Below are 22,247 nucleotides of genomic sequence, written 5' to 3'. Positions count from 1 at the left end.
AAACAAGTATATAAAATTAGGAAAAAGAATGATTGAACAAATAGATAAAGAATACGTATTACAAACATATGCAAGAAATTATGTTAATTTCAAAAAAGGTATAAATGCAACACTTTTTGATGAAAATGAAAAAGATTATATAGATTTCACAGCAGGTATTGCTGTAGTTTCAGTTGGACATGGAAATAAAAGAGTTGCTGATGCTATTTATAAGCAAGTTAGTAATATCACACATATGTCAAATCTTTATGCAATTGAACCACAAGCGCTATTAGCTAAAAAAATTGCCCAATTTTCAAATATGGATATAAAAATATTCTTTTCAAATTCAGGAGCAGAAGCAAATGAAGGTGCTATTAAAATTGCAAGAAAATATGGACAAACTCAATTTGAAAAGAAAAGATATAAAGTAATCACTTTAACACACTCTTTTCATGGAAGAACAATAACAACTGTAAAAGCAACTGGCCAAAAAGCTATGCATACACAAAATTTTGAACCATACCCTGAAGGGTTTTCTTATAATCACAGTATAAAAGATGTTTATGATGCAATTGATGATGAAACTGCTGCTGTTATGATTGAGCTAGTTCAAGGTGAAGGTGGAGTTCAACCTTTAGATAAAAAAGAAGTTCAAGATTTAGCTAATTATTTAAAAGAAAGAAAGATTCTATTAATAGTTGATGAAGTTCAAACAGGTATTTACAGAACTGGTGAATTTCTAGCTTCAAATCTTTATGAAATTACACCTGATATTGTTACATTAGCAAAAGGTTTAGGAGGAGGAGTTCCTATTGGTGCTGTCTTAACAACACATAAAGATATTTTAACATATGGAGATCATGGATCTACATTTGGAGGAAATTTCTTAAGTACAACAGCCGCTCTTGAAGTTCTTGATATTTTAGAAGAAACTAAAAATTCTGGAGCTTTAGATGAAACTATAATTCATTTCCAAAATAAACTAAGTGAAGTTTACGAAAAATTTACAAACTTATTTACAAAAGAAGTTGGTCTTGGTTTAATGAGAGGACTAAGAGTAAAAGATGGCGAAACATTAACTCAAATAATTAATGAAGCATTTACGCAAGGTGTTTTAGTTTTAAAAGCAGGAAAACATACATTAAGATTATTACCTCCTTTGACAATTTCAAAAGAAGAAATTAATGAAGGATTTAAAAGGTTAGAAAATGCACTTTCAAAAATCAAATAATATTAAACTACTATTATGTAGTTTAATATCTATAAATTTATTTGCAAATGAGTTCTCTTTAAATAATCAAGAAATTTTATCTGACACTAGAAAAAAGAGTATTGATTTATCACAAGAAAAAGCTAATGAAGATAGTGAAAAACTAAAAAAAGATTGGGTAAATCCAATTACATATAACTATACTAAAAACTTTGGGGAAGAGTATAAAAATGAAAAATCTGTTATTTCTATTGATCAGCCTATTTTTAGAAGTGGTGGAATTTATGAAGCTATTAAATATGCAAACTCTACACAAAAATATGCAAACCTAGAAATATCACAGCAAAGAAAAGAGTTGATTTATACTGCAACTAATCATCTTTTTTTAATAAAAAAAACAGACTTAAATATACAAAAAGCTAAGCTTTCTTTAATGAATGCAAAAATTGATGTTACAAGAAAAAAAGAGCAAGTTCTAAATGGCTTTTTAGATAGTTCATATTTAGATAATGCACTTTTAACTCAAAATGAAGCTAAGCATTCTTTAGTTGATTTAAAATATCAAAAACAAGAATTAATAAATAACTTCAATAATATTTCATCAAAAGATTATACAAATTTTTCTCTACCAACATTAAAAATATTTAATGAAAAAGAGTATTTAGATAATAATATTGAAATTAAAAAAGCGCAAGCAGATATAGAAAAGAAAGATCACTTCAAAGGTGTAACACAAGCAAATTATTTACCTAGTTTAAGTGCTTTTTATACATATACAAATAATCATTTTAAAGATGGTATTTCATCATTAGATGACAATTCTCAAACTTATGGATTAAGAGTTACTGTACCTTTTGATATAAGAACCTTTAATGATATTGAAAGTAAAAAGCTTGATTATTTAAAATCAAAAGTTGATTTACAAAATAAAATTACTGATGAAAAAACTTACTTTAAATCAAAACTTGAAAAGATAAGTATGCTTGATGATAGAATAAATATTACTAAAGAAGATTTAAATATTTATGACTCAATTTTAAGTATAATTTATGAAGAAAAAGAAGCACAATTAAAAACACAAAGTGATTTAGATACTTTACAAAACTCTCAAAAAATTAAAGTGATTGATTTGAAAACTTATGAAATTGATAAGCAAATTGAATTATTAAGCGTATATACAAAGTTACACAACTAATTTAACTATTAAAAAAACAAAGAGTCAAAGAATAACTTTAACTCTTTGTTTTAAAACCTACTTCTTTCCCTTAAAATTCAAATAATATTCAATCTCAGACTCAGTTAAAATCTTAATTGTATTTGTACTTCCTGGCATTCCTACTGGATACCCTACTGTTGCTACATAAGGTCCTTCTTTTTGAAGTAAGCCTTTTTGCTCTAATGATACTAACATCTTTTGAAACATTTTAGAGGCATGTGCTTCTTTTATTGTTCCTATTGGTTGTACTCCCCAAACTGCTGTTAATGAATTTAATACTTTTTTCTTATGTGTAAATGTTAAGATTGGAGTTTTTGGTCTATATCTTGACATTTTTATTGCTGATTTTCCTGAGCTTGTTAGAGCTAGAATTCCTTTTGCATTTAAATCATCTGCTAATTTTGTTACAGTTGCTTGTATTACATCAAATTCATCTAAGTATTCTAATTTACTTTGTTTATCAAAATTATAAATATCTTCTGTTTTTGAAATAATATTACTCATTGTTTCAACTACATTTATTGGGTCTTCCCCAACTGCACTTTCTTCAGAAAGCATTACTACATCTGTTCCATCTAGTACTGCATTTGCAACATCTGATATTTCTGCTCTTGTTGCTCTTTCATTTTGTGTCATTGATAAAAGCATTTGTGTTGCTGTAATTACAGGCATTCCTACATTATTTGCTTTTTTAATTAGCATTTTTTGAATAGTTGGTACATCATAGTAAGGTACTTCAATACCTAAATCCCCACGTGCTACCATTAGACCATCAGATTGTTCTATAATATCATCAATATTTTCAACAGCATCAAACTTCTCTATTTTTGCTATTAATTTACCTTTATAGCCATTTAGAAGTTCTCTTGCTCTTTTCATATCATTACCATTTTGAACAAAAGAGATTGCAAAGTAATCTACATTATTCTCTACACCCCAAGCAATATCTTTTTCATCTTTTTTTGTAATTACATTAATATCAATTACTGTATTTGGGAAATTTACACCTTTTTTAGAAGATAAGATTCCATGGTTTTCAATACGAGCTATTACTTCACCTTCTATTTGAATTACTTTAGCTCTAATAGTTCCATCATAAAGGTAAATATATTCATCTATTTTTACCTTATCTAGAATATCAGGATAATTAATAGAAACTACATATTTTTTATCTTCTTTTTTATATCCTACAATTTCTTCTTTTAGAAAAGTGATTTCATCACCACGTAAAAGTTCAAAAGGTTCTTTTAAATCTCCTACTCTAACTTTCGGTCCTGAAATATCTTGCAATACTCCTACAGTTGTATTAAGGTTTTTCATAGCAGTTCTAATATTATTTAAAGTATCTAAGTGATATTCATGACTTCCATGAGAAAAGTTTAATCTAAACATATTTGCACCTGCTTTGATTAATCCTTCTATTGTCTCTATGCTATGGCTTGCTGGGCCTAAAGTTGCTAATATTTTTGTTCTTTTTTCCATATATAATTCCTTAATTTAATAAAATAATTATAACACAAGTTTGTTACATACTAATTACTATTTTGTATAACTTTTATTTCACAATAATATGTTAAAATAATAAAATAAAATATTTGAGGACTTAAAATGAAACTAAATTTAAAATTAATGATATCTTCTCTTGTAGCAGCTACTATGATAAGTGGATGTGCAACAGGAACAGGAAATCCAACTATTGACGATAATCAAAAAGCAATTATTGGTACAACTTTAGGAGCACTTGCAGGTATTGCACTTGGGAATAATGTTGGTGGAGGAAGCAAAAGTAGAAATAAAGTAATTGGTGCAGTTGCAGGTGCTGCAATTGGTGGAGCTATTGGTTATAGTTTAGATAAACAAGCAAAAGAAGTAGCTGATAGTTTAAATACAAATGTTAATAATAATCCAAATGCTGTTTTAGATCCAAATCAAGATTTAATTGTATCAAATACTGATAATTACGTAAAAATAATGTTCAGAGATGCAATGATGTTTGAAACAAACTCAGCAACTCCAACTATGAGTGCAAGCTCAAAAATTTCTAAAGTTACAAGTGTACTTGAAAAATATCCAAACACTTTAGTTCAAGTAACAGGTCATACAGATAGCAGAGGTTCTCATTCTTATAATAAAACTTTATCAGAAAAAAGAGCTTCAAATGTGGGTAATATTATTTATAATGCAGGGGTACAAAATCAAATCTTTTCAAAAGGGTGTTCTTTTGATAAACCTGTAGCTCCTAATGATAATAATACAAATATGGCTTTAAATAGAAGAGTTGAAGTTTACTTATATCCAAACCAAGAATCAGTAATCGACACTTGTAAATAAAAAGAGAAATCTTTTTATTTACACCTCTCTTTCTTTATATCTCTCAAACAAATTTTGATACAATTACCAATGATAAAATTTAGTGAATACTTTAATCAATGGCTTTACGATAGTGATGGCTATTATGCTACATATAAACAAATAGGAAAAGATGGGGATTTTTATACATCCGTTTCTACCTCATCATTTTTTGGTGGTGCAATTGCAAAAAAAATTATAAAAACAATAGAAGATGGTTTTTTACCTAAAAATACTACTATTTTAGAAATTGGTGCTCATCATGGATATCTACTTGCAGATATAATTCAATTTATTTATACTCTTAAACCACAACTTCTTGAAACTTTGAATTTTTCAATAGTTGAAAGGTTTCCTAAACTTCAAGAAAAACAAAAAGAATATATTAAAGAGTCTTTTGGAAATACAATAAAATTAAAACATTACAATGATTTAAACGAAGTCAAGCTTGATAGTGCTTATGTAATAGCAAATGAAATATTTGATGCATTTGCATGTGAGTTAGTTTATACCAATGAAAACGATGTTTTACAACAAGCTTTTGTAGAAAATCATAAAATAAAGTTTGTTGATTGTATTGATAAAAATATTATAAACCATTGTAAAAAATACCAAATTACAAAAGGTGAAGTTGGTTTATCTTATGAAAGTTTTGTAAATACTTTATGTTCTAATATAAATAGCTTTGAATTTTTAAGTTTTGATTATGGAGATAGATATCCTAGAAACGACTTCTCTACTAGAATCTATGAAAAACATGAAGTGTTCCCAATATTTGAAGAAGATTTAGATTTAAAAAAACTATATAAAAATTCTGATATTACTTATGATGTTCACTTTAATCATTTAAGAGATTGTTTTAAAAATAATAAATTAGAAAACATAATATTTAATACTCAATTAAAAGCTTTAGTTGAATTTGGTATTATCGAATTATTAGAAATTCTTAAAGCAAATGTCGATGAATCAACATATTTAAGACAAACACAAAAAGTTAAAACACTACTTGAACCAACTGGAATGGGAGATAGATTTAAAATCATAAATGTTAGAAAATAACATATGATATTATGATATAATCGATTATGAAAACCTATAATTATAAGCTAATAAATGAAAACATTCAAGATATTATAAACTTTGATTTATTTAAAAACAAAGATAATATTCTTATACAAGTTTTTTGTGGTCAAGAAAAATCAAGATTACAAGAAACAGTAGATTCATTATCTAGCTTTTTACCTAATGCCTTTTGTATTGGAACTACTACTAATGGAGAAATTTATGAAAGTGAAGTAACTTCTTATTCTATTATAGTTTCTATTTCAATTTTTGAAGAAACATTCATAAAGGAATCTTTCCAAACACAAAAGAGTAGTTTTCAAAAAGGTTTACAATTAGCAAAAGAATTAATTACTCCAAATACAAAACTTTTGATTTTATTTACAGATGCTTTACATACTAATGCAGATGAACTCTTAAAAGGGATAAAGGAAATAAACCCTTCTGTAATGATTGCAGGTGCAATAGCAGGAGATAATTCGAACTTTAAAAACACTTATATATCTTCAGGAAATAAAGTTTTTGATAATGGAACAGTTGGGATTTCTTTAAACTCAGATAGCTTAAGTGTTCAAAATGATTCAAGATTTAATTGGTCTCCTATTGGAATTGAGCATACAATTACGAAAACAGTAGAAAATAGAGTTTATGAAATCAATAATATCAAAGCAGTAAGTTTTTATGAAAAATATTTAGGAAAAGAATTTTCAGATTTATTTTTGCAAAACTCAATAGCCTTTCCTCTTTTAATAAAAGACAATAATTCATATATAGCAAGAGCAGCATTAAAACTATTTAAAGATGGAAGTTTAGAATTTTCAGGTAACCTAAAAGAAGGTCAAAAAGTAAAGTTTGGTTTTGGTAATGCTGAAATGATTTTAAAAGACCCAATAATCCCTTATGAAAAAGATTATAGTGATGTACAAAGTTTTTTTATTTACTCATGTGTTGCTAGAAAGATTTTTGTTGGAGATTCAATAAATAAAGAAAATAGTGCTTATTCAAGTATTGCAAATACTGCTGGATTTTTTTCTTATGGGGAGTTTTATTTTGAGAAAGAAAAGACTAAACTACTTAACCAATGTTTTACAATGGTTGCTTTAAAAGAATCAATCACAAACAAAAACATTAACTCAAATTTAGATCAAAAAAACGAGGATATTACTTCTAGTAAGTATTCTAAAACAATGCAAACATTAACTCATTTAATTGAGCAATCATCAAAAGATTATGACGAGCAATCAAAACACTTAGAAATAGAAAAAATAAATTCACAAATGCTATTAACCTCTCAAAAAATATTTTTAAGACATGCTGTACATGAGACAAATACACCTATATCAGTTATTATGAGTAATATTGAACTTTATGAAATGGAACATGGGAAAAATAGCTATTTATCAACAATTGAAGTTGCTTTAAAAAATATTTTTAACATTTATGATGATTTAAGTTATTTAGTAAAAAAAGATCAGTTTAATTATCCTAAAAGAGATATTGATTTTGTAGACTATATTCGTTCAAGAATAGATTTCTTTAATTTGTCTGCAAAGCAATTTGGTTCAAACATAGTTTTTAACTCTATGTTTAAAACATTAACTTTTAATTTTAATGAAACTAAACTACAAAGAATTATTGATAATAACTTAACAAATGCGATAAAATATACTCAAGAAAATTCAAATATTTATATTACTTTGAAGAAAGAAGAAAATAGTCATATTTTAACCTTTTCTTCTTGTTCTCAGTATATTCAAAACCCACAAAAAGTATTTAAAGAGTACTATAGAGAAGAATCAATAAAAGAAGGTTTTGGATTGGGTCTTAGTTTAGTAAAAAGAATTTGTGATGAAGAGTATGTAGATATAAAAGTTGAATCAAATGAATTTTATACCTCATTTAACTATATTTTTAATTTGGAGGCAAAATGAAAATCTTATTATTAGAAGACGATGTAATGCTAAATCGTGCAATTACTCAGTATCTTCAATCAACCAATCATGAAGTAAGAACTGCAAGAGATGGAACAAATTGTCTTAGAATATTGGATGAAGAAGCTTTTGAACTTTTAATACTTGATATTAATGTTCCTGATATTAATGGTTTTGAAGTCCTTGAAACACTTCATGGAAAGAATATAATTATTCCTACTATTTTTATCTCTGCACTAATTGATATTGAAGAGATTTCAAGAGCTTTTGAACTTGGTTGTTATGATTATTTAAAAAAACCTTTTCATTTAAAAGAGTTGACTTTACGAATAAATAAAATATCTCAATCACAAATAGTTCCACAACAAAATAAAATACTTTCACAATGTTATAGTTTTAACTCAAACTCCCTAACACTTATGTATAACAACACTACTCATATTCTTACAAAAAGACAATTACAAATCATCCAACTTCTTGCAAGATATAAAAATGCAACAGTTAATTATGATATGTTTAGGGAATATGTTTGGAGAGATGATAATATTGATAATGCAACAATAAGAGCAGAAGTTAATAGACTAAAAAAAGTATTAAAAGAAGACTTTATTACAAATATTAGAGGTCTTGGTTATATGATTGAGTATGAAAAAGAAGAATAAAACTTTATGAGTAAAAAAAAAGGTGATGAAGCAGAAGAAAAAGCTAAATCTTTTTTGCAAGATTTAAAGTATGAAATAATTGAACAAAACTTTTATGCCAAGAAACTTGGTGAAATAGATATTATTGCAAAAAAAGATGATGTTTATTTCTTTTGTGAGGTAAAATCTGCAAATGATTATGAAGTTGCAGTAAATAATATAACTCCCTCAAAGCTATCAAAAATCAAAAGAAGTCTAGATTACTATTTACAAATTAAAAAGCTAGATGTTGCTTATTGTATGCATGTAATTATTGTTACACCTTCAAGTATAGATTTACTTGAAAATGTAACACTTTAATCATCAAAGTTTATGAAACATAACTTTTAAATCTTTTTGCCGCTAAAAGCATTAAAACTCCAAAGAATACGATAGACGCTGTTACATATAAAGCATAATCATAATTTCCAGTCCAATCAGTTAAACTAACAGCATATAAAGGAGCAGTAACTTGCCCTATTCCATAAGCAGTAGTTAAAGCACCCATTAGCATAACAGGATTTTTTCCAGCTAATTTACCACCTAAATTCATAAACAATGCAACTAAACCTGTAAATGTTCCTCCGTATAAAATTCCACAAAATAGATTTAAATACATATTTGTAGTCATTGTAGGTATTAATATTCCAATTATTTGTATAGACATTGCTATTATAATTATATTTATACTTCCATATTTATGCGCAAGTTTCATCCAAATAATTGCAGCAGGAATTCCAGCAAGTCCAACTAGTAACCAAGATAAACCAGCAACTCCTTCTAATCCAGGAATTGATTTTAAAATAGTTGGAAGAAAAGTTCCTTGAATTACAAAACCTACACCTTCAGTAAAATATGCTGCAATTAAAATTACAACAAAAGGGGAAAATAAAGATTTATTTAAGGGATGTTTTTCATTACTAGAAGCTACTTGTTTATCAAAAGATAAGATATACAAAGGATAAAAAGTCACAAGTGCACCTATAATAGTTAAAACAATCCATGATGTTTGCCAAGAAGAAATAGATAAAATAAATCTACTTATAATATCAGAAGAAGCCAATGCAATACCAATACCTGAAAAGTATATTCCCATTGCTTTTGTTTTATCTTCAAAATCTAATTTAGTCATTACAATAGCAGCACCAACAACCAAAGCCATTGCTGAACCAAAACCTGCAATAATACGACCTATTGACCATAAAATATCATTTGTTGTAATACCCATAATTAAAGTTGTTAAAATACAAAGAACTGTACCTATTCTAAAATATTTAACTTTTGTATTAATATCTTTTATAAAAATTGCAAAAATTGAACCTGATAAATATCCAACATAATTTAAAGAAGCCAAAACTCCTGAAAAAGTTAAAGACAAAGTTTGATCTTCAAGCATTGAAGGAAGAAGAGATGTATAAGAAAACCTTGCAACTCCAACTCCAATAAAAAGTCCAATTATCCCTGCTAATAAAATATTGAAATTATTGTTTTTATCTAATAAATTAAAACTACTCATCTTTTTCCTTTTTTCTACTTTTATTTATATCGTTTTGATATGATTTTGGTGTTAAGGCAAAAACTTTTTTAAATACATTTGTTAAATGACTTTGATCATAAAAACCTACTTCAACAGCAGCTTCTGAAATATCAACACCTTGGCTAATTAATTTTTTTGCTCTATGAACTCTTTTATTTACAATATAAGCATTTGCAGATAATCCAAAATCTTGGTTACAAATTCGTATAATGTGATAGGGACTTACTTTTAACTCTTTTGAAATACTAGTTAATGTTAATTTTGATGAAATGTTTTTTTCAATATACTCTTTAAAATCTTTTGCAATTTTTGTTGTTTCGTCAATTTTTAGAAATGTTTTTTCAGAAACATATTTATTAAAAATATTTTTTAAAAAAGTTAATACTTCTAACTCTTTTTTTATTACATCGCTTTGCCCGTATAATATATCAAATAATTCAAAAAACTCTTTGTTTAAATCTAAGTCATCTATTATATTTGATAAAGCAATAATATCTTTTGTATTAAATAATTGATTTTGCAAATTTTTATACCAATCTCTTTGAATATAAATTACATAATAATCTTTGTTTTCTTCATCACAAATTGAATAATGAACTTCATTTGGATTAATGATAATTAATCTTTTTTCTTTTAAAATAAGTTCTTTATCATTAACAATAAATTTTGCTCTTCCTTCTTTTAATCCTATTATACATATCATATTATGATAATGTTTTTGTGGACATTCAAAAAATCTTGTACTGTATTTTAGTTCTAGATATGAAAGTTGGGGTATTTTAAAAATTCTGTTATTTGTATTTTCTATCATTTTGTTATCTTACATAATAAAAGTTTAAAAGTCTTGGAAAATATTGCTATTAGTGATTTAAAGGTGAAAGAAAAGTTGTTAGTAAACTTTCACCTTTTGTGTTTTAGCTTGTATATAAAAATTAGTGGAAGAAGTATAACTACTATTAGTAGCATTAAACTAGCATGATTATTACTTTTTAATTATTCAACAATTATTTAGCAATTTTAAGTTAGTATAATTAAACACTAACGGAGAACTTTTTGTATTCAAAAGAACTATCATCTATCAAAAAATCAAATCGTTTTAGAACTCGAGAAATATTTTCAAAAGATTTAATTGACCTTGCATCAAATGATTATTTAGGATTATCTACAAATAAAGATATTTTCCAAAAAGCTTATGAAAGAGTACTAAAAGAGCAATACACTTCACCAAAAGCTTCTATGCTTGTAAATGGCTATAATCAAATTCATAAAGATTTTGAAGATCTTTTATGTAAAACGAATAAGTTTCAAGCAGGTGTAGCTGTTGGTTCTGGATTTCTAGCAAACATAGCAATGATTGAAGCATTATGTAGAAAAAATGATACTTTATTTATTGATGAAGATTATCATGCAAGTGGAATACTTGCAACAAAGCTTTTAAAACCAGAGCAAGTAGTTATATTTAAACATAATGATTCACCTGACTTAGAAAATAAAATCTTACAAAATACTAGAAGTGGTAGAAATATCATAGCAATTGAAGGTGTTTATTCTATGGGTGGAGATTTAGCTCCCAAAGAATTATTTGATATTCAAGAAAAATACAATACCCTTCTTTTAGTTGATGAAGCTCATAGTTCAGGTGTCATTGGAGATAATCTTTTAGGAATTTTTGATTACTACAAAATAAAACCTAGTAAGTATCATATCAAAATGGGAACACTTGGAAAAGCTTATGGTTCTTATGGTGCATATATATTAGCTTCAAATGAAATCATAGATTTTTTAGTAAATAGAGCAAAGCCAATAATTTACTCAACTGCTCCTTCACTTTTTGATATAGCACTTGGATTGGAATCATTAAAATATATAATTGAAAATAAAAAAACTCTAAAAGAAAAGATAAATGAGAATTTAACTATTATACGTACTATATTAGGTATAGAATCTAATAGTTTAATTATCCCTATTGATATAGGAGATAATAAAAAAGTAAAACAAATACAAGCTGTATTACAAGAAAAATCATATCTAGTTGGAGCAATTAGACAACCAACTGTTAAAAGTGCGATTATACGGCTAATTGCAAAAATAGATATCAATAAAAATGATTTAACAAATGTATGTCAAATTTTAAAGGAATTAAAATGAGAATAGTATTAATTAGTTTACTAATATTATCTGCAGCTTTTGCTCAAAATACTATAAATATGAAAAAATGTGAACTACTTGAAATTTCTCCATATACAAAACTATTCTCATGTCATAAAATTGACTACTTAGTTGAATACAAAATAGAAGTAGATTTAAGCGAAGCAGATAGTATTAAAAAAATTACAATGATTACACCAACTTCACAAACAGTAATCAAAACAGGAAAATAAATGATAATAAACGATTTAGTAAAAGGTAATAAAAAATTTAGAGAAGTTAACTTTCCTAAGTTTCAAGGAAATATTAAAGAATTAGTTGAGCATGGACAAAAACCAGAAATTCTTTTTGTAGGATGTAGTGATAGTAGAATTACACCTGATTTAATGCTTGATACAAAACCTGGAGATATGTTTATTTTAAGAAATGTAGGGAATTTTGTACCTCCATATAGTCCTGATGAAGATTACCATGGTAGCTCAGCTGCAATTGAATACGCAGTTTCAGTTTTAGGAGTTAAGCATATTATTATTTGTGGTCATTCACATTGTGGAGCTTGTAAAAGTTTGTACAAAGATGTAGGTGATTCACCTGATTTAATTCACGTAAAAAAATGGCTTGAACTTGGTAAAAAAGCCAAAGAGTATACTCTCTTAGCAATTCAAGATAAAAGTGATAAAGAAAAATTATATAGAGCAACTGAAAGAATTTCAGTAGTTCACCAAATGGAAAACTTACTTACATTTCCAGATGTTGAACGAAAAATAAAAAGTGGTGAATTACAAATTCATGGCTGGTATTACAGAATAGAAGATGGAACTTTAGAGTCTTATGATGGAGAAAAATGTTCTTTTGTACCATTGATGGAAAACAATGATGCAAAATAATGAGATAAGAAGATTACCTAAAAAGACTATTATAATAATTGTCATACTATTTCTTGCAGGTTTCGCAGTATTTATGACATTAAAAACATTAAAACAAGACAAAATGACGGAAATTCTTGCAACCTTAGGACATAAAAATATAGATAAAATTGAAGTAATAAACAAACTAAGTGTTGAAGATAAAGAAACAAGATATAAAAGTAAAGTATATAAAGTTATGTTTCACGATATTGATACAGATAAAACATGTATTGGTTTTATTCATATGGGTAGATATAACAAAAATACTAAAGACTTTGATTGTAAATAGGAATAATTATGAGTATTATAGAAAAATTAGAAAACAATGAAAGATTAAATTATGAAGATGCTATTAAACTTTATGATTTAGATTTATTTATACTTGCAAAATATGCAAATAGAATAAGAGAAGAGAAACATGGTAAAAAAACATATTTCAATATTAATAGACATATAAACCCAACAAATATTTGTAAAGATGTTTGCCAATTTTGTGCATACAGTGCAAGTAGAAAAAACCCTTTACAATATACATTAACACATGAAGAGATTTTAGAAATTGTAAAAACTTCATCAAAAAATGATATTAAAGAAGTGCATATTGTATCAGCACATAACCCACATACTGGTTTACAGTGGTATATGGATGTATTTAAAAAAATAAAAGAAAACTTTCCCTCAATTCATGTAAAAGCTCTAACTGCTGCTGAAATTCACTTTTTAAGTACAGAGTATAATCTTACATATGAAGAATTAATTGCAAAAATGATTGAACATGGAATTGATTCAATGCCAGGTGGTGGTGCTGAAATTTTTGATGAAAAAGTACGTAAAAAAATCTGTGGTGGAAAAGTAACTTCACAACAATGGCTAGATATTCACAGAACTTGGCATAAAGCAGGAAAACAAAGTAATGCTACAATGCTTTTTGGACACGTAGAAAGCAGAGAACATCGAATTGATCACATGATTAGACTTCGTGATTTACAAGATGAAACAGGAGGTTTTAATGCCTTTATTCCTCTTGTTTATCAAACAGAAAACAATTACTTAAAAATTGAAGCACCATTAACAGGTGTTGAGATTTTAAAAACTTATGCAATTGCTAGAATTGTTTTAGATAATATTTCTAATATCAAAGCATATTGGGCAACTTCAACTGTAAAACTAGCACTAATAGCTCAAGAGTTTGGTTCAAACGATGTAGATGGTACAATTGAAAAAGAATCAATTCAAAGTGCAGCAGGAGCAACAAGTGCAAAAGGTGTTGCTTTAAAAGAGTTTGTTGATTTAATAAGAAATACTGGATTTACACCAGTTGAAAGAGACTCTGTTTATAATGAACTAAAAACTTGGTAAAAGTTTTTAGTTTATCTTTTTCAAATTCTTATTTAGGTTGATTAAATACTAATTTAAAATCTATTTCTAAGCCGTTTAAAGTTTTTAACATGCTTATAGGGTACATAATATTTATTGAATAAAGTTCATTATTTAACATTTCTATTGTTTTAAATAATTCAGAAGGGCTTTTAACTAGCATATTAACTGAATAGTAAAATTTAGTAATATCTTCATTTTTACTAGAATTAAATTTAATAATTGTATCCTCTGGGAATAAAATTTTCAATTGCTCAGTTACTCTAGAAATTGGCATAAACTCATCTGTGATGTACTTGTCAGTATAAGTTTTATAAACTACATCTTCAAGTTTTAGAGCACTTAAAGCTATAATTTTTGCATCTAACATATTCTTTTTATCTTTATTGTTTTCATCTGTATTAATTTCTATTTTATTATAAATATCTTCTAACGCTGGTTGAACAGATTTGATAAAAGTATCATCATTTAAAAGTGTAGCATTGATTTCTAAACTATTTTCTTGAAGTTTTAAATCTTTTAATACAATATCATAAGGTATTCTTTTGAAAATAGATTTTATACGTTTCTCAATCTTATCATTGATATTTACATGATCTGGTAGCTTAATAAACTTTCTTACTTCTTGTTTTTCTTCTTGCTTCTCTTCATTAATATTTAAATATAATTTATATAAACCAAAAAATGCTAAAGCAAAAAACACCAAAATAAACAAGCTGTTAAAGTTAGTTTTTTTAGCTTTTTTTCTAGGCTTGATAAAACTCTTTTTTAAATGCTTATCTTTTGTTAATTCAAAAATTTCTTCATCTATATTTATTGGATGATAATCAATTGGTAAAATTAGTTCATCACTTAATTGAGTAATTTGTTCACTTGATAATTGTTTAACTACATATAAAATTACAATTTTTTCAACAAATACATCTTTTGATTCTTCATAAAATTTATTAAGTGTATTATGAATTATTTCATTTAATTCTAAATAATAAATTTCATCAAAAAGCTTTTGTCCTGCAATATCATCTTCATAAAAATGAGTTTTTTTAATTGATTCAAAGTTTGGCAAATCAACTGTTTTATTAAATACAATTGAAGCATCATTTCCTAAAATTAATATAAAAGCTTTATTATTAAATAAAAAAATCAATAATTGATTTTTACAAATGTTTTGTTCTAAATGTAGATTTAAAATATGGAAAGCTGAATAAATATAATCAATACCCGTCTTATCAAAATAGTTTTTTGTTTCAAATAATGTTGTTTTTAAAACTGCGATATCAAAATCTGCATTTAACTCAGAAATTTCACAATCTTTTAATTTAGAAGATAAAGTCTTAGGAACGAGTTTAGTAGTATCACTTATTAATAAAGTTGAGATATAAGTATCTGCAATCTCTTTTTGTGAAGCATTTAATTTTAGGGCAATGTCTCTTGAAAGAATTTCATCATCAACTAAAAAAACTGAATTATTAGCTTCAACAATTTGATTGTCACTTAATTTTTTGTAATCAAGTTTAAGTTGAGTATCATATTTAATAGCATTGATATATAAAGACTCTTTAGTAAACATATATTTCCTATTTAAACTTTTTAAGACATTGCATTTATCATCATCTTATCTTTTATAAACTCTTTTGCTTCATCAAATTCTAAACCTTCAATACTATAAGGTTGCGATAAATAAAAGTCAATTCTACCAAAAGGTTTTGGTAAAACGAATTTATCCCAAGAATTAAACTGCCAATATTTTGAGGGTTTTGAGTTTAATACAATTATTTTAGCATTACTTTTCTTGGCAATTGCTACAACACCATCTGCAATAGTATACCTAGGACCTCTTGGACCATCAGGAGTAAGTGCAACATCAGAACCATTTTTTATTTCTTTTATTGTACTGATTAAAGCTTTAGCAGCACCTTTAGAAGAGGAACCTCTAATTAATCCAGTTCCTAAAAGAGCATATATTTTTGCAATTATTTCGCCATCTTTATTGTGACTAATCATTGCTTTTACATTTCCATTGGGTCTGAATTTAAAATAGTTTGTGGGTTGTGCTAGCAAATCACCATGCCAAGCAACAAAGATAAAAGCTTCATCACTATCAATTTTAGCGTGATGAAAAACTTTTTTGTTTGTAGAGTAAATAAATTTTACTAAAAAGTAAAGTATGTAAGGTAAAATATTTAATTTAAAATATTTTTTCATTACTCTACAATTTCACCTTTAAGTGATGTTCTAGTATTTGATGTAATTTTAACGTTTACAAATTTTCCAAGTAAAGAATCACTTCCACTTGTAAATACTTGTAAGTAATTATCAGTGAAACCACAAACTTCACCATTTGGTTTTAAACTTTCAACTAATACGTTTAAAGTTTGTCCAACATAAGATGGCATTACAGCTTCTAAATGTCTTTTGTGTAATTCGATTAAATCAATTAATCTTTTGCTTCCAATTTCATCTGGAACTTCTTTTTCTTTCATATTAAGAGCTTCAGTTCCAGGTCTAGGAGAATATTTAAAGTTGAAAATTTGATCAAATTTTACTTGATTTACAACATCTAAAGTATCTTCATAATCTTCTTGCGTTTCTCCTGGAAATGCAACAATAATATCAGTTGTAATTCTTAAATCAGGAACTAGTGATCTTAATTTTGTAGCTCTGTTTATAAACCACTCTTTTGTATATCCACGCTTCATTGCTTTTAAAATTTCAGTTGAACCACTTTGTAATGGCATATGAATACATCTAGATATTTTTTTATTTCTTGCAAACTCTTCAATAAAATCATCATCCATATGTAAAGGATGAGGAGATGTGAATCTAATTCGCTCTAAACCTTCAACTTTTGAAACTTCTTGTAAAAGTTTAGTAAAAGTTGATTTTTCTCTACCATCTGAAAATCTTCTTCCATAAGAGTTTACATTTTGCCCTAGAAGCATAACTTCAACAGCACCTAAATCAACTGATTTTTGAACTTGGTCAACAATCATTTCAATAGGTATAGAAATCTCTTCACCACGTGTACTAGGAACGATACAGTAAGTACACTTTTTATCACAACCAATTGAGATATTTACACTTGCTCTGTATTTATTTGTTTTTGCAGTTGCAAATTCGTATGTTGATTCATCATGGTCAATACTGATTTCAACTGAACCTTTTACATCAACAACATCTTTAATTTTAGAAATATTTCTTGCACCTACAACAAAATCAACATATGGAGCTCTTTTGATAATATCTCTACCAAGATGAGATGCAGTACAACCACAAACACCTATTTTAGCTCCATCTTTTTTCTTTTTATTAAACTGACCAATTTCAGAAAATAGTTTCTGAACTGGTTTTTCTCTTACAGAACATGTATTTATGATAATTAAATCAGCATCTTCCATTTTATCAGTTTGTGAATAATCTTTATGTTTTTCTAACTCAGCTGCGATATGTTGACTATCTGTGTCATTCATTTGACAACCAAGTGTTTGAATAAATAGTTTTTTATTTGAACTCATAGTTTTTATCACTTATTAAAGTGCATGAACCTCATACATATACTCATCATCAGCTAATCCATATTTTACTTCTCTAAAATATACGTTCACACCTTCATCTTCTAAAGCATCAACTAATGCCATCATATCTTTATGTGAGTTATCTCTATCAAAATAGAATATTTTTTCACCATCTTTTTGTAAATCTTCTTTAATCTTATCTAGTTGGACTTTTTTAGGTTTTTCACTTAATTCAGTTCTTGCAAATAATAATTCCATATATTAAACCTTTTGTTTTAATTAGCCAATTATTTTATCCAAAAATTACTTTTATTTTCATAAAAGGAGATTTAGATATAATATCTATCTACACTACATTGAATTCAAAACATTACATTTCAATGTCAACAAATAAAAAGATATTAGAGGGTTATTAATGGACAAAATTATAGATATTTTAGACTCAATTGCATATGAAAAAGGTCTACAAATCAAAGATGTTGAGAATGCATTAAAAGAAGCATTGATTAAAACAGCAGAGAAAATGGTAGACGAAACATTAAGATTCGATGCAAATATAGATAGAGAAAATAAAAGATTACAATTATCACAAAAGATTGAAGTATTAGCAGTTGGAGATGAGAAACTAACTGGGGAAGTAGAAGATGAATACGGAAATGAAATAAATGCTGAAAACTTTATAGATTTAGATGAAGCAAAAGAGATTGATGAAGATTTAGAAATCGGTGATTTTATTGACTACGATTTAGAGTTTGAAAATATGGGAAGAAATGCAGCAACTATTTTACATAGTAATTTTGAATATAGAATACAAAGATTTATAGAAGAAAACCTAGTTGGAAAATATCAAGATAAAATAGGAAAAATTGTATCAGGTGTTGTTACAAGAGTAGATAGACAAGAAAACACTTATATAGAAATCGGTGAAGTAAAAGGTATGCTTCAACGAAAAAGTAGAATCAAAGGTGAAGTATTTAAAGTAGGAGATACAGTAAAAGCTGTTGTTCGTGGTGTTAATATTGATAAAACAAATGGTTTATTAATTGATATTTCAAGAACATCTCCTAAATTCTTAGAGTGTTTACTAGCTCTTGAAGTTCCTGAACTTAAAGACGAAAAAGTAACAATTGAAGCTAGTGCTAGAATTCCTGGATCTAGAGCAAAAATTGCATTAACAAGTATTGACCCTCAAATTGACCCAATTGGTTCAGTAGTTGGTGTAAAAGGTGTAAGAATTTCATCTGTATCATTCCAATTAAATGGTGAGAATATTGATTGTGTTGAATATTCTACTATTCCTGAAATGTTTATATCTCGTGCACTTTCACCTGCAATTATTTCATCTGTTAAAATTGAAAAAGCACCAGAAGGAAATGAAAAAGGTAAAGCAATTGTAACAATTCCAAGTGACCAAAAGTCAAAAGCAATTGGAAAATCTGGTTTAAATATAAGACTTGCTTCTATGCTTACTAAATATGAAATTGAACTTGTAGAAATTGAAGGTTCAACTCCTACTGATGAAGGTAATAATAAAAGAAATGAAGAAAGAACAACTGATACATCGTCATTAGAAGCGTTATTTAAATAAAATGAATAAGATATATATTTATGATTCAGTAAAAAAAGAAAAAGTTTTATTTGAAGCAATAGAAGAAAAAAAAGCAAAAATCTATGTGTGTGGACCAACAGTTTATGATGATTCACACCTAGGCCATGCAAGGTCTGCTATTGCTTTTGATTTACTTCATAGAGTTTTAAAAAATAATGACTATGAAGTAACAATGACAAAAAACTTTACTGATATTGATGATAAAATCATAAAGAAAATGTATGAAACATCTAGAAGCTTAGAAGATATTACAAGTGAATATATAAAAGCATATAAAGCTGATATGAGAGAACTTAATGTCTTAGATAATACTATTGAGCCAAAAGCTACACAAAATTTAGAAATTATGAAAGATATGATTAATAATCTAATTTCAAAAGATATTGCTTATGTAATTTCTAATGGTGTTTATTTTGATACTTCAAAAGATTCAACTTATGGTTGTATTTCAAATCGTGCTAGTGATGAAAATTCACAAGCAAGAGTTGAAGTAAATACTGAAAAAAGAAACTCATCTGATTTTGCTTTATGGAAATTTGCAAAAGATGAAGATGTAATATTTGAAGCAAGCTTTGGTAACGGTCGTCCTGGCTGGCATATAGAGTGTTCAGCTATGATAGAAAAGCATCTTGCGTATAAAAATACAGCTTACCAAATCGATATTCATGGTGGTGGAGCAGATTTACTTTTTCCACATCATGAAAATGAAGCAGCACAAACTAGATGTTCTTCAAATCAAGAAATTGCAAAATATTGGATGCACAATGGTTTTGTAAATATTGATGGAGAGAAAATGAGTAAATCTCTTGGAAACTCTTTTTTCCTAAAAGACGTTCTTAAATCTTATAGTGGTGAAGTTATTAGATTTTATCTTTTAACTGCTCACTATAGAACAGATTTTAACTTTAATGAAGAAGATTTACTTTCATCAAAAAAGAGACTTGATAAACTTTATAGAGTTAAAAAAAGAGTTTACGGTGGAGCTTCAAGCACTGTAAATAAAGAGTTTAAAGAAAAAATGATTAATGCATTGAATGATGATATAAATACTTCAAAAGCAATATCTTTTATTGATGAAATGATTGCAAATGCAAATGATAAACTAGATGTTAACCCTAAAGACAAAGCTTTGAAAAAAGAACTTGTATCAAATATAGAGTTTATTTCAGATGTACTTGGAATTGGAAATAGTGATGCATATTCGTACTTTCAGTTTGGAATTTCAAATGAAGAAAAAACAAAAATTGAAGAATTAATAGAAAAAAGAAATGAAGCTAAAAAAGCAAAAGATTTTGATACTGCTGATAAAGTAAGAGATGAAATTTCTGCTTTAGGAATTTCACTTATGGATACACCATCAGGTGTTGTTTGGGAAAAAGTTTAATACTTTTTTCTAAACTATGTAGGCATAAAAAAAGGGAAGAAGTTAAAACTTCTTCCCTTTTTTTGTGCTTTAACTAGAGATTATCTAGCGAATGCTGCATCAGTAACATTTTTAGTGTTAACGATGTATGGAACTAGTGCCATATGTCTAGCTCTTTTGATTGCTTTTTCTACCATTTCTTGAGAATTCTTAGAGTTTCCAGTAAGTCTTCTAGGCATGATTTTACCTCTTTCACTCATAGAAATCTTTAATAAATCAGAATTCTTATAATCAATGAAATCAACTTTCATTTCAGTATATTTACAATATTTTTTTCCGTATTTTCTTCTTTCAGCCATGTCGTTTTCCTTTAATTTCTAAAACGGTATTTCGTCTTCGTCGATATCTATTTCAGGTATTTTTTGCTCAGGCATTGAAGCTGCTTGAGGTTTATTACCACCATAGTTGTTCTGTCCATTTTGAGCATTAGAAGTTTTGTTATATTGATTTTCTGCTGGTTGGCTATACGATCCTTGAGGATTATAACCTTGGTTATCCCCAGCATTATTATTCATTGAATCACTTTTTGAATCTAACATTTTCATAGTTTCAACTCTTAAAGAGTGTCTATTTCTGTTAGTTCCATCTTGAGCAGTCCACTGTTCAAATACAAGTCTACCTTCTAATAAAACTTTTGAACCTTTTCGTAAGTATTGATTAGCAACTTCAGCAGATCTACCAAACATATTAAAATCTAAAAAACAAACTTCATCTTTTTGTTCTCCAGCAGCAGATTTATACTTAAAAGATGTTGCAAGAGCAGATTTTGCAATTGCTGCACCAGATGGTAAATATCTTAATTCAATATCTCTAGTTAGGTTTCCTACCATAATTACTTTATTATACATACTTAAGTCCTTAGTTTATAATTTACTACTTAGCAGCTTTTGCAGCAGCAGCATCACTCATTTTTGTCCATGCAGCAATTTCTTTTTTATTTTCATATTTAATGAAAATGAATCTCATGATATTTTCATTGATTCTATAGTTTCTTTCGATTTCAGCAAGTCCAGCTGGTTCACCTTTGAAATAAATAACGAAGTAGTAACCTCTTTTATTTTTTTCAATTTCGTAAGCTAATTGCTGAGAACCCATATCGTCGCATGCAGCGATTTCTCCACCATTCTTTTCAATTGTTGCTTTAACAGCATCGATTTGTGCTACAGTTTCTTCTTCAGTTAATGTAGGCTTAACAATAAACATTGTTTCGTAATGTTTTAATTTAGACATCTAATTTTCTCCTTATAGATTATGCCGGTATTTTTAGTTTTAACTAATATCAGCAAGGGTACTTTTTTTA

General features: G+C 27.1%; 24 protein-coding genes. 14 read left to right on the top strand and 10 right to left on the bottom strand.

Annotated elements, in window-relative coordinates; genetic code table 11:
- Positions 1–28 precede the first annotated feature (28 nt).
- Both D3Z07_RS11685 and D3Z07_RS11680 read left to right on the top strand, forming a co-directional pair.
- Complete coding sequence (locus tag D3Z07_RS11685; protein ID WP_076088527.1) at positions 29–1,213, top strand: aspartate aminotransferase family protein; 1,185 nt, start codon at positions 29–31, stop codon at positions 1,211–1,213.
- On the top strand, positions 1,191–2,387 hold the full coding sequence (locus D3Z07_RS11680) for a TolC family protein (protein ID WP_076088529.1): 1,197 nt from the start codon (positions 1,191–1,193) through the stop codon (positions 2,385–2,387). Before D3Z07_RS11685 ends, D3Z07_RS11680 begins: the two co-directional genes overlap by 23 nt.
- A 57-nt stretch (positions 2,388–2,444) precedes the next feature.
- On the opposite strand, the gene pyk is transcribed toward D3Z07_RS11680, so the two are convergent.
- Positions 2,445–3,890 (bottom strand): pyruvate kinase, encoded by a 1,446-nt coding sequence (gene pyk, locus D3Z07_RS11675; RefSeq protein ID WP_076086392.1) that lies wholly within the window; start codon positions 3,888–3,890, stop codon positions 2,445–2,447.
- 126 nt (positions 3,891–4,016) lie between these two features.
- Here pyk and D3Z07_RS11670 point away from each other — a divergent pair, with 126 nt between their 5' ends.
- From D3Z07_RS11670 to D3Z07_RS11650, 5 genes are all read left to right on the top strand, one after another.
- Complete coding sequence (locus tag D3Z07_RS11670) at positions 4,017–4,739, top strand: OmpA family protein (protein WP_076088531.1); 723 nt, start codon at positions 4,017–4,019, stop codon at positions 4,737–4,739.
- Between the two features lie 69 nt (positions 4,740–4,808).
- Complete coding sequence (locus D3Z07_RS11665) at positions 4,809–5,816, top strand: SAM-dependent methyltransferase (protein WP_206423280.1); 1,008 nt, start codon at positions 4,809–4,811, stop codon at positions 5,814–5,816.
- A gap of 26 nt (positions 5,817–5,842) precedes the next feature.
- The gene (locus D3Z07_RS11660; RefSeq protein WP_122893963.1) at positions 5,843–7,750 is read left to right on the top strand and encodes an FIST N-terminal domain-containing protein; all 1,908 of its coding nucleotides are present in this window, start codon (positions 5,843–5,845) and stop codon (positions 7,748–7,750) included.
- Positions 7,747–8,412 (top strand): response regulator transcription factor, encoded by a 666-nt coding sequence (locus tag D3Z07_RS11655; RefSeq protein WP_122893962.1) that lies wholly within the window; start codon positions 7,747–7,749, stop codon positions 8,410–8,412. The genes D3Z07_RS11660 and D3Z07_RS11655 overlap by 4 nt, the downstream gene beginning before the upstream one ends.
- Before the next feature lie 6 nt (positions 8,413–8,418).
- Complete coding sequence (locus tag D3Z07_RS11650) at positions 8,419–8,751, top strand: YraN family protein (protein ID WP_122893961.1); 333 nt, start codon at positions 8,419–8,421, stop codon at positions 8,749–8,751.
- Between the two features lie 10 nt (positions 8,752–8,761).
- Here the strand turns inward: D3Z07_RS11650 and D3Z07_RS11645 are convergent, their stop codons facing one another.
- Positions 8,762–9,946: a YbfB/YjiJ family MFS transporter gene (locus D3Z07_RS11645; protein ID WP_122893960.1), complete on the bottom strand. Its 1,185-nt coding sequence runs from the start codon at positions 9,944–9,946 to the stop codon at positions 8,762–8,764.
- Positions 9,939–10,778: an AraC family transcriptional regulator gene (locus D3Z07_RS11640; protein WP_122893959.1), complete on the bottom strand. Its 840-nt coding sequence runs from the start codon at positions 10,776–10,778 to the stop codon at positions 9,939–9,941. Before D3Z07_RS11640 ends, D3Z07_RS11645 begins: the two co-directional genes overlap by 8 nt.
- Before the next feature lie 242 nt (positions 10,779–11,020).
- Here D3Z07_RS11640 and D3Z07_RS11635 point away from each other — a divergent pair, with 242 nt between their 5' ends.
- From D3Z07_RS11635 to mqnE, 5 genes are read left to right on the top strand one after another with little or no spacing between them, the layout of a single operon-like run.
- Positions 11,021–12,115, top strand: a complete 1,095-nt coding sequence (locus D3Z07_RS11635) for an aminotransferase class I/II-fold pyridoxal phosphate-dependent enzyme (RefSeq protein ID WP_122893958.1) — start codon at positions 11,021–11,023, stop codon at positions 12,113–12,115.
- Positions 12,112–12,348: a hypothetical protein gene (locus D3Z07_RS11630; RefSeq protein WP_122893957.1), complete on the top strand. Its 237-nt coding sequence runs from the start codon at positions 12,112–12,114 to the stop codon at positions 12,346–12,348. The genes D3Z07_RS11635 and D3Z07_RS11630 overlap by 4 nt, the downstream gene beginning before the upstream one ends.
- Complete coding sequence (locus D3Z07_RS11625; protein WP_122893956.1) at positions 12,349–13,002, top strand: carbonic anhydrase; 654 nt, start codon at positions 12,349–12,351, stop codon at positions 13,000–13,002.
- Positions 12,989–13,312, top strand: a complete 324-nt coding sequence (locus D3Z07_RS11620) for a hypothetical protein (protein ID WP_206423279.1) — start codon at positions 12,989–12,991, stop codon at positions 13,310–13,312. The genes D3Z07_RS11625 and D3Z07_RS11620 overlap by 14 nt, the downstream gene beginning before the upstream one ends.
- An 8-nt stretch (positions 13,313–13,320) precedes the next feature.
- Positions 13,321–14,382, top strand: coding sequence for an aminofutalosine synthase MqnE (mqnE, locus tag D3Z07_RS11615; protein ID WP_122893955.1), 1,062 nt, complete (start codon positions 13,321–13,323; stop codon positions 14,380–14,382).
- A 28-nt stretch (positions 14,383–14,410) separates the two neighbouring features.
- Here the strand turns inward: mqnE and D3Z07_RS11610 are convergent, their stop codons facing one another.
- The 4 genes from D3Z07_RS11610 to D3Z07_RS11595 are packed head-to-tail and all read right to left on the bottom strand — an operon-like array spanning position 14,411 to position 18,173.
- Complete coding sequence (locus D3Z07_RS11610; RefSeq protein WP_122893954.1) at positions 14,411–15,970, bottom strand: hypothetical protein; 1,560 nt, start codon at positions 15,968–15,970, stop codon at positions 14,411–14,413.
- Positions 15,971–15,990: 20 nt separating this feature from the next.
- A complete protein-coding gene (locus D3Z07_RS11605) occupies positions 15,991–16,605 on the bottom strand; it encodes a lysophospholipid acyltransferase family protein (protein ID WP_122893953.1) in 615 nt (204 codons plus the stop codon).
- Positions 16,605–17,915 carry a tRNA (N6-isopentenyl adenosine(37)-C2)-methylthiotransferase MiaB gene (miaB, locus tag D3Z07_RS11600; RefSeq protein WP_076088557.1) on the bottom strand — a complete coding sequence of 437 codons (1,311 nt, stop codon included), beginning with the start codon at positions 17,913–17,915 and terminating at the stop codon, positions 16,605–16,607. Before miaB ends, D3Z07_RS11605 begins: the two co-directional genes overlap by 1 nt.
- A 15-nt stretch (positions 17,916–17,930) precedes the next feature.
- Positions 17,931–18,173 (bottom strand): HP0268 family nuclease, encoded by a 243-nt coding sequence (locus tag D3Z07_RS11595; protein ID WP_076088559.1) that lies wholly within the window; start codon positions 18,171–18,173, stop codon positions 17,931–17,933.
- 157 nt (positions 18,174–18,330) lie between these two features.
- Here D3Z07_RS11595 and nusA point away from each other — a divergent pair, with 157 nt between their 5' ends.
- Positions 18,331–19,503, top strand: a complete 1,173-nt coding sequence (gene nusA, locus D3Z07_RS11590; protein ID WP_122893952.1) for a transcription termination factor NusA — start codon at positions 18,331–18,333, stop codon at positions 19,501–19,503.
- A 1-nt stretch (position 19,504) separates the two neighbouring features.
- The gene (gene cysS / locus D3Z07_RS11585; protein ID WP_122893951.1) at positions 19,505–20,908 is read left to right on the top strand and encodes a cysteine--tRNA ligase; all 1,404 of its coding nucleotides are present in this window, start codon (positions 19,505–19,507) and stop codon (positions 20,906–20,908) included.
- Positions 20,909–20,988: 80 nt separating this feature from the next.
- Here cysS and rpsR read toward each other — a convergent pair whose 3' ends face one another.
- The 3 genes from rpsR to rpsF are packed head-to-tail and all read right to left on the bottom strand — an operon-like array spanning position 20,989 to position 22,177.
- Complete coding sequence (gene rpsR / locus D3Z07_RS11580; RefSeq protein WP_076088565.1) at positions 20,989–21,246, bottom strand: 30S ribosomal protein S18; 258 nt, start codon at positions 21,244–21,246, stop codon at positions 20,989–20,991.
- Positions 21,247–21,264: 18 nt separating this feature from the next.
- A complete protein-coding gene (locus D3Z07_RS11575) occupies positions 21,265–21,795 on the bottom strand; it encodes a single-stranded DNA-binding protein (protein ID WP_076088567.1) in 531 nt (176 codons plus the stop codon).
- Positions 21,796–21,820: 25 nt separating this feature from the next.
- Positions 21,821–22,177 (bottom strand): 30S ribosomal protein S6, encoded by a 357-nt coding sequence (gene rpsF / locus D3Z07_RS11570; RefSeq protein ID WP_076088569.1) that lies wholly within the window; start codon positions 22,175–22,177, stop codon positions 21,821–21,823.
- Between the last annotated feature and the right edge of the window lie 70 nt (positions 22,178–22,247).

This window comes from Arcobacter peruensis (assembly GCF_003711085.1).
GTDB classification, from domain to species: domain Bacteria; phylum Campylobacterota; class Campylobacteria; order Campylobacterales; family Arcobacteraceae; genus Poseidonibacter; species Poseidonibacter parvus.
The sequence above is the reverse complement of the archived record's forward strand: the minus strand, read 5'-3'. Positions and strand labels throughout refer to the sequence as shown.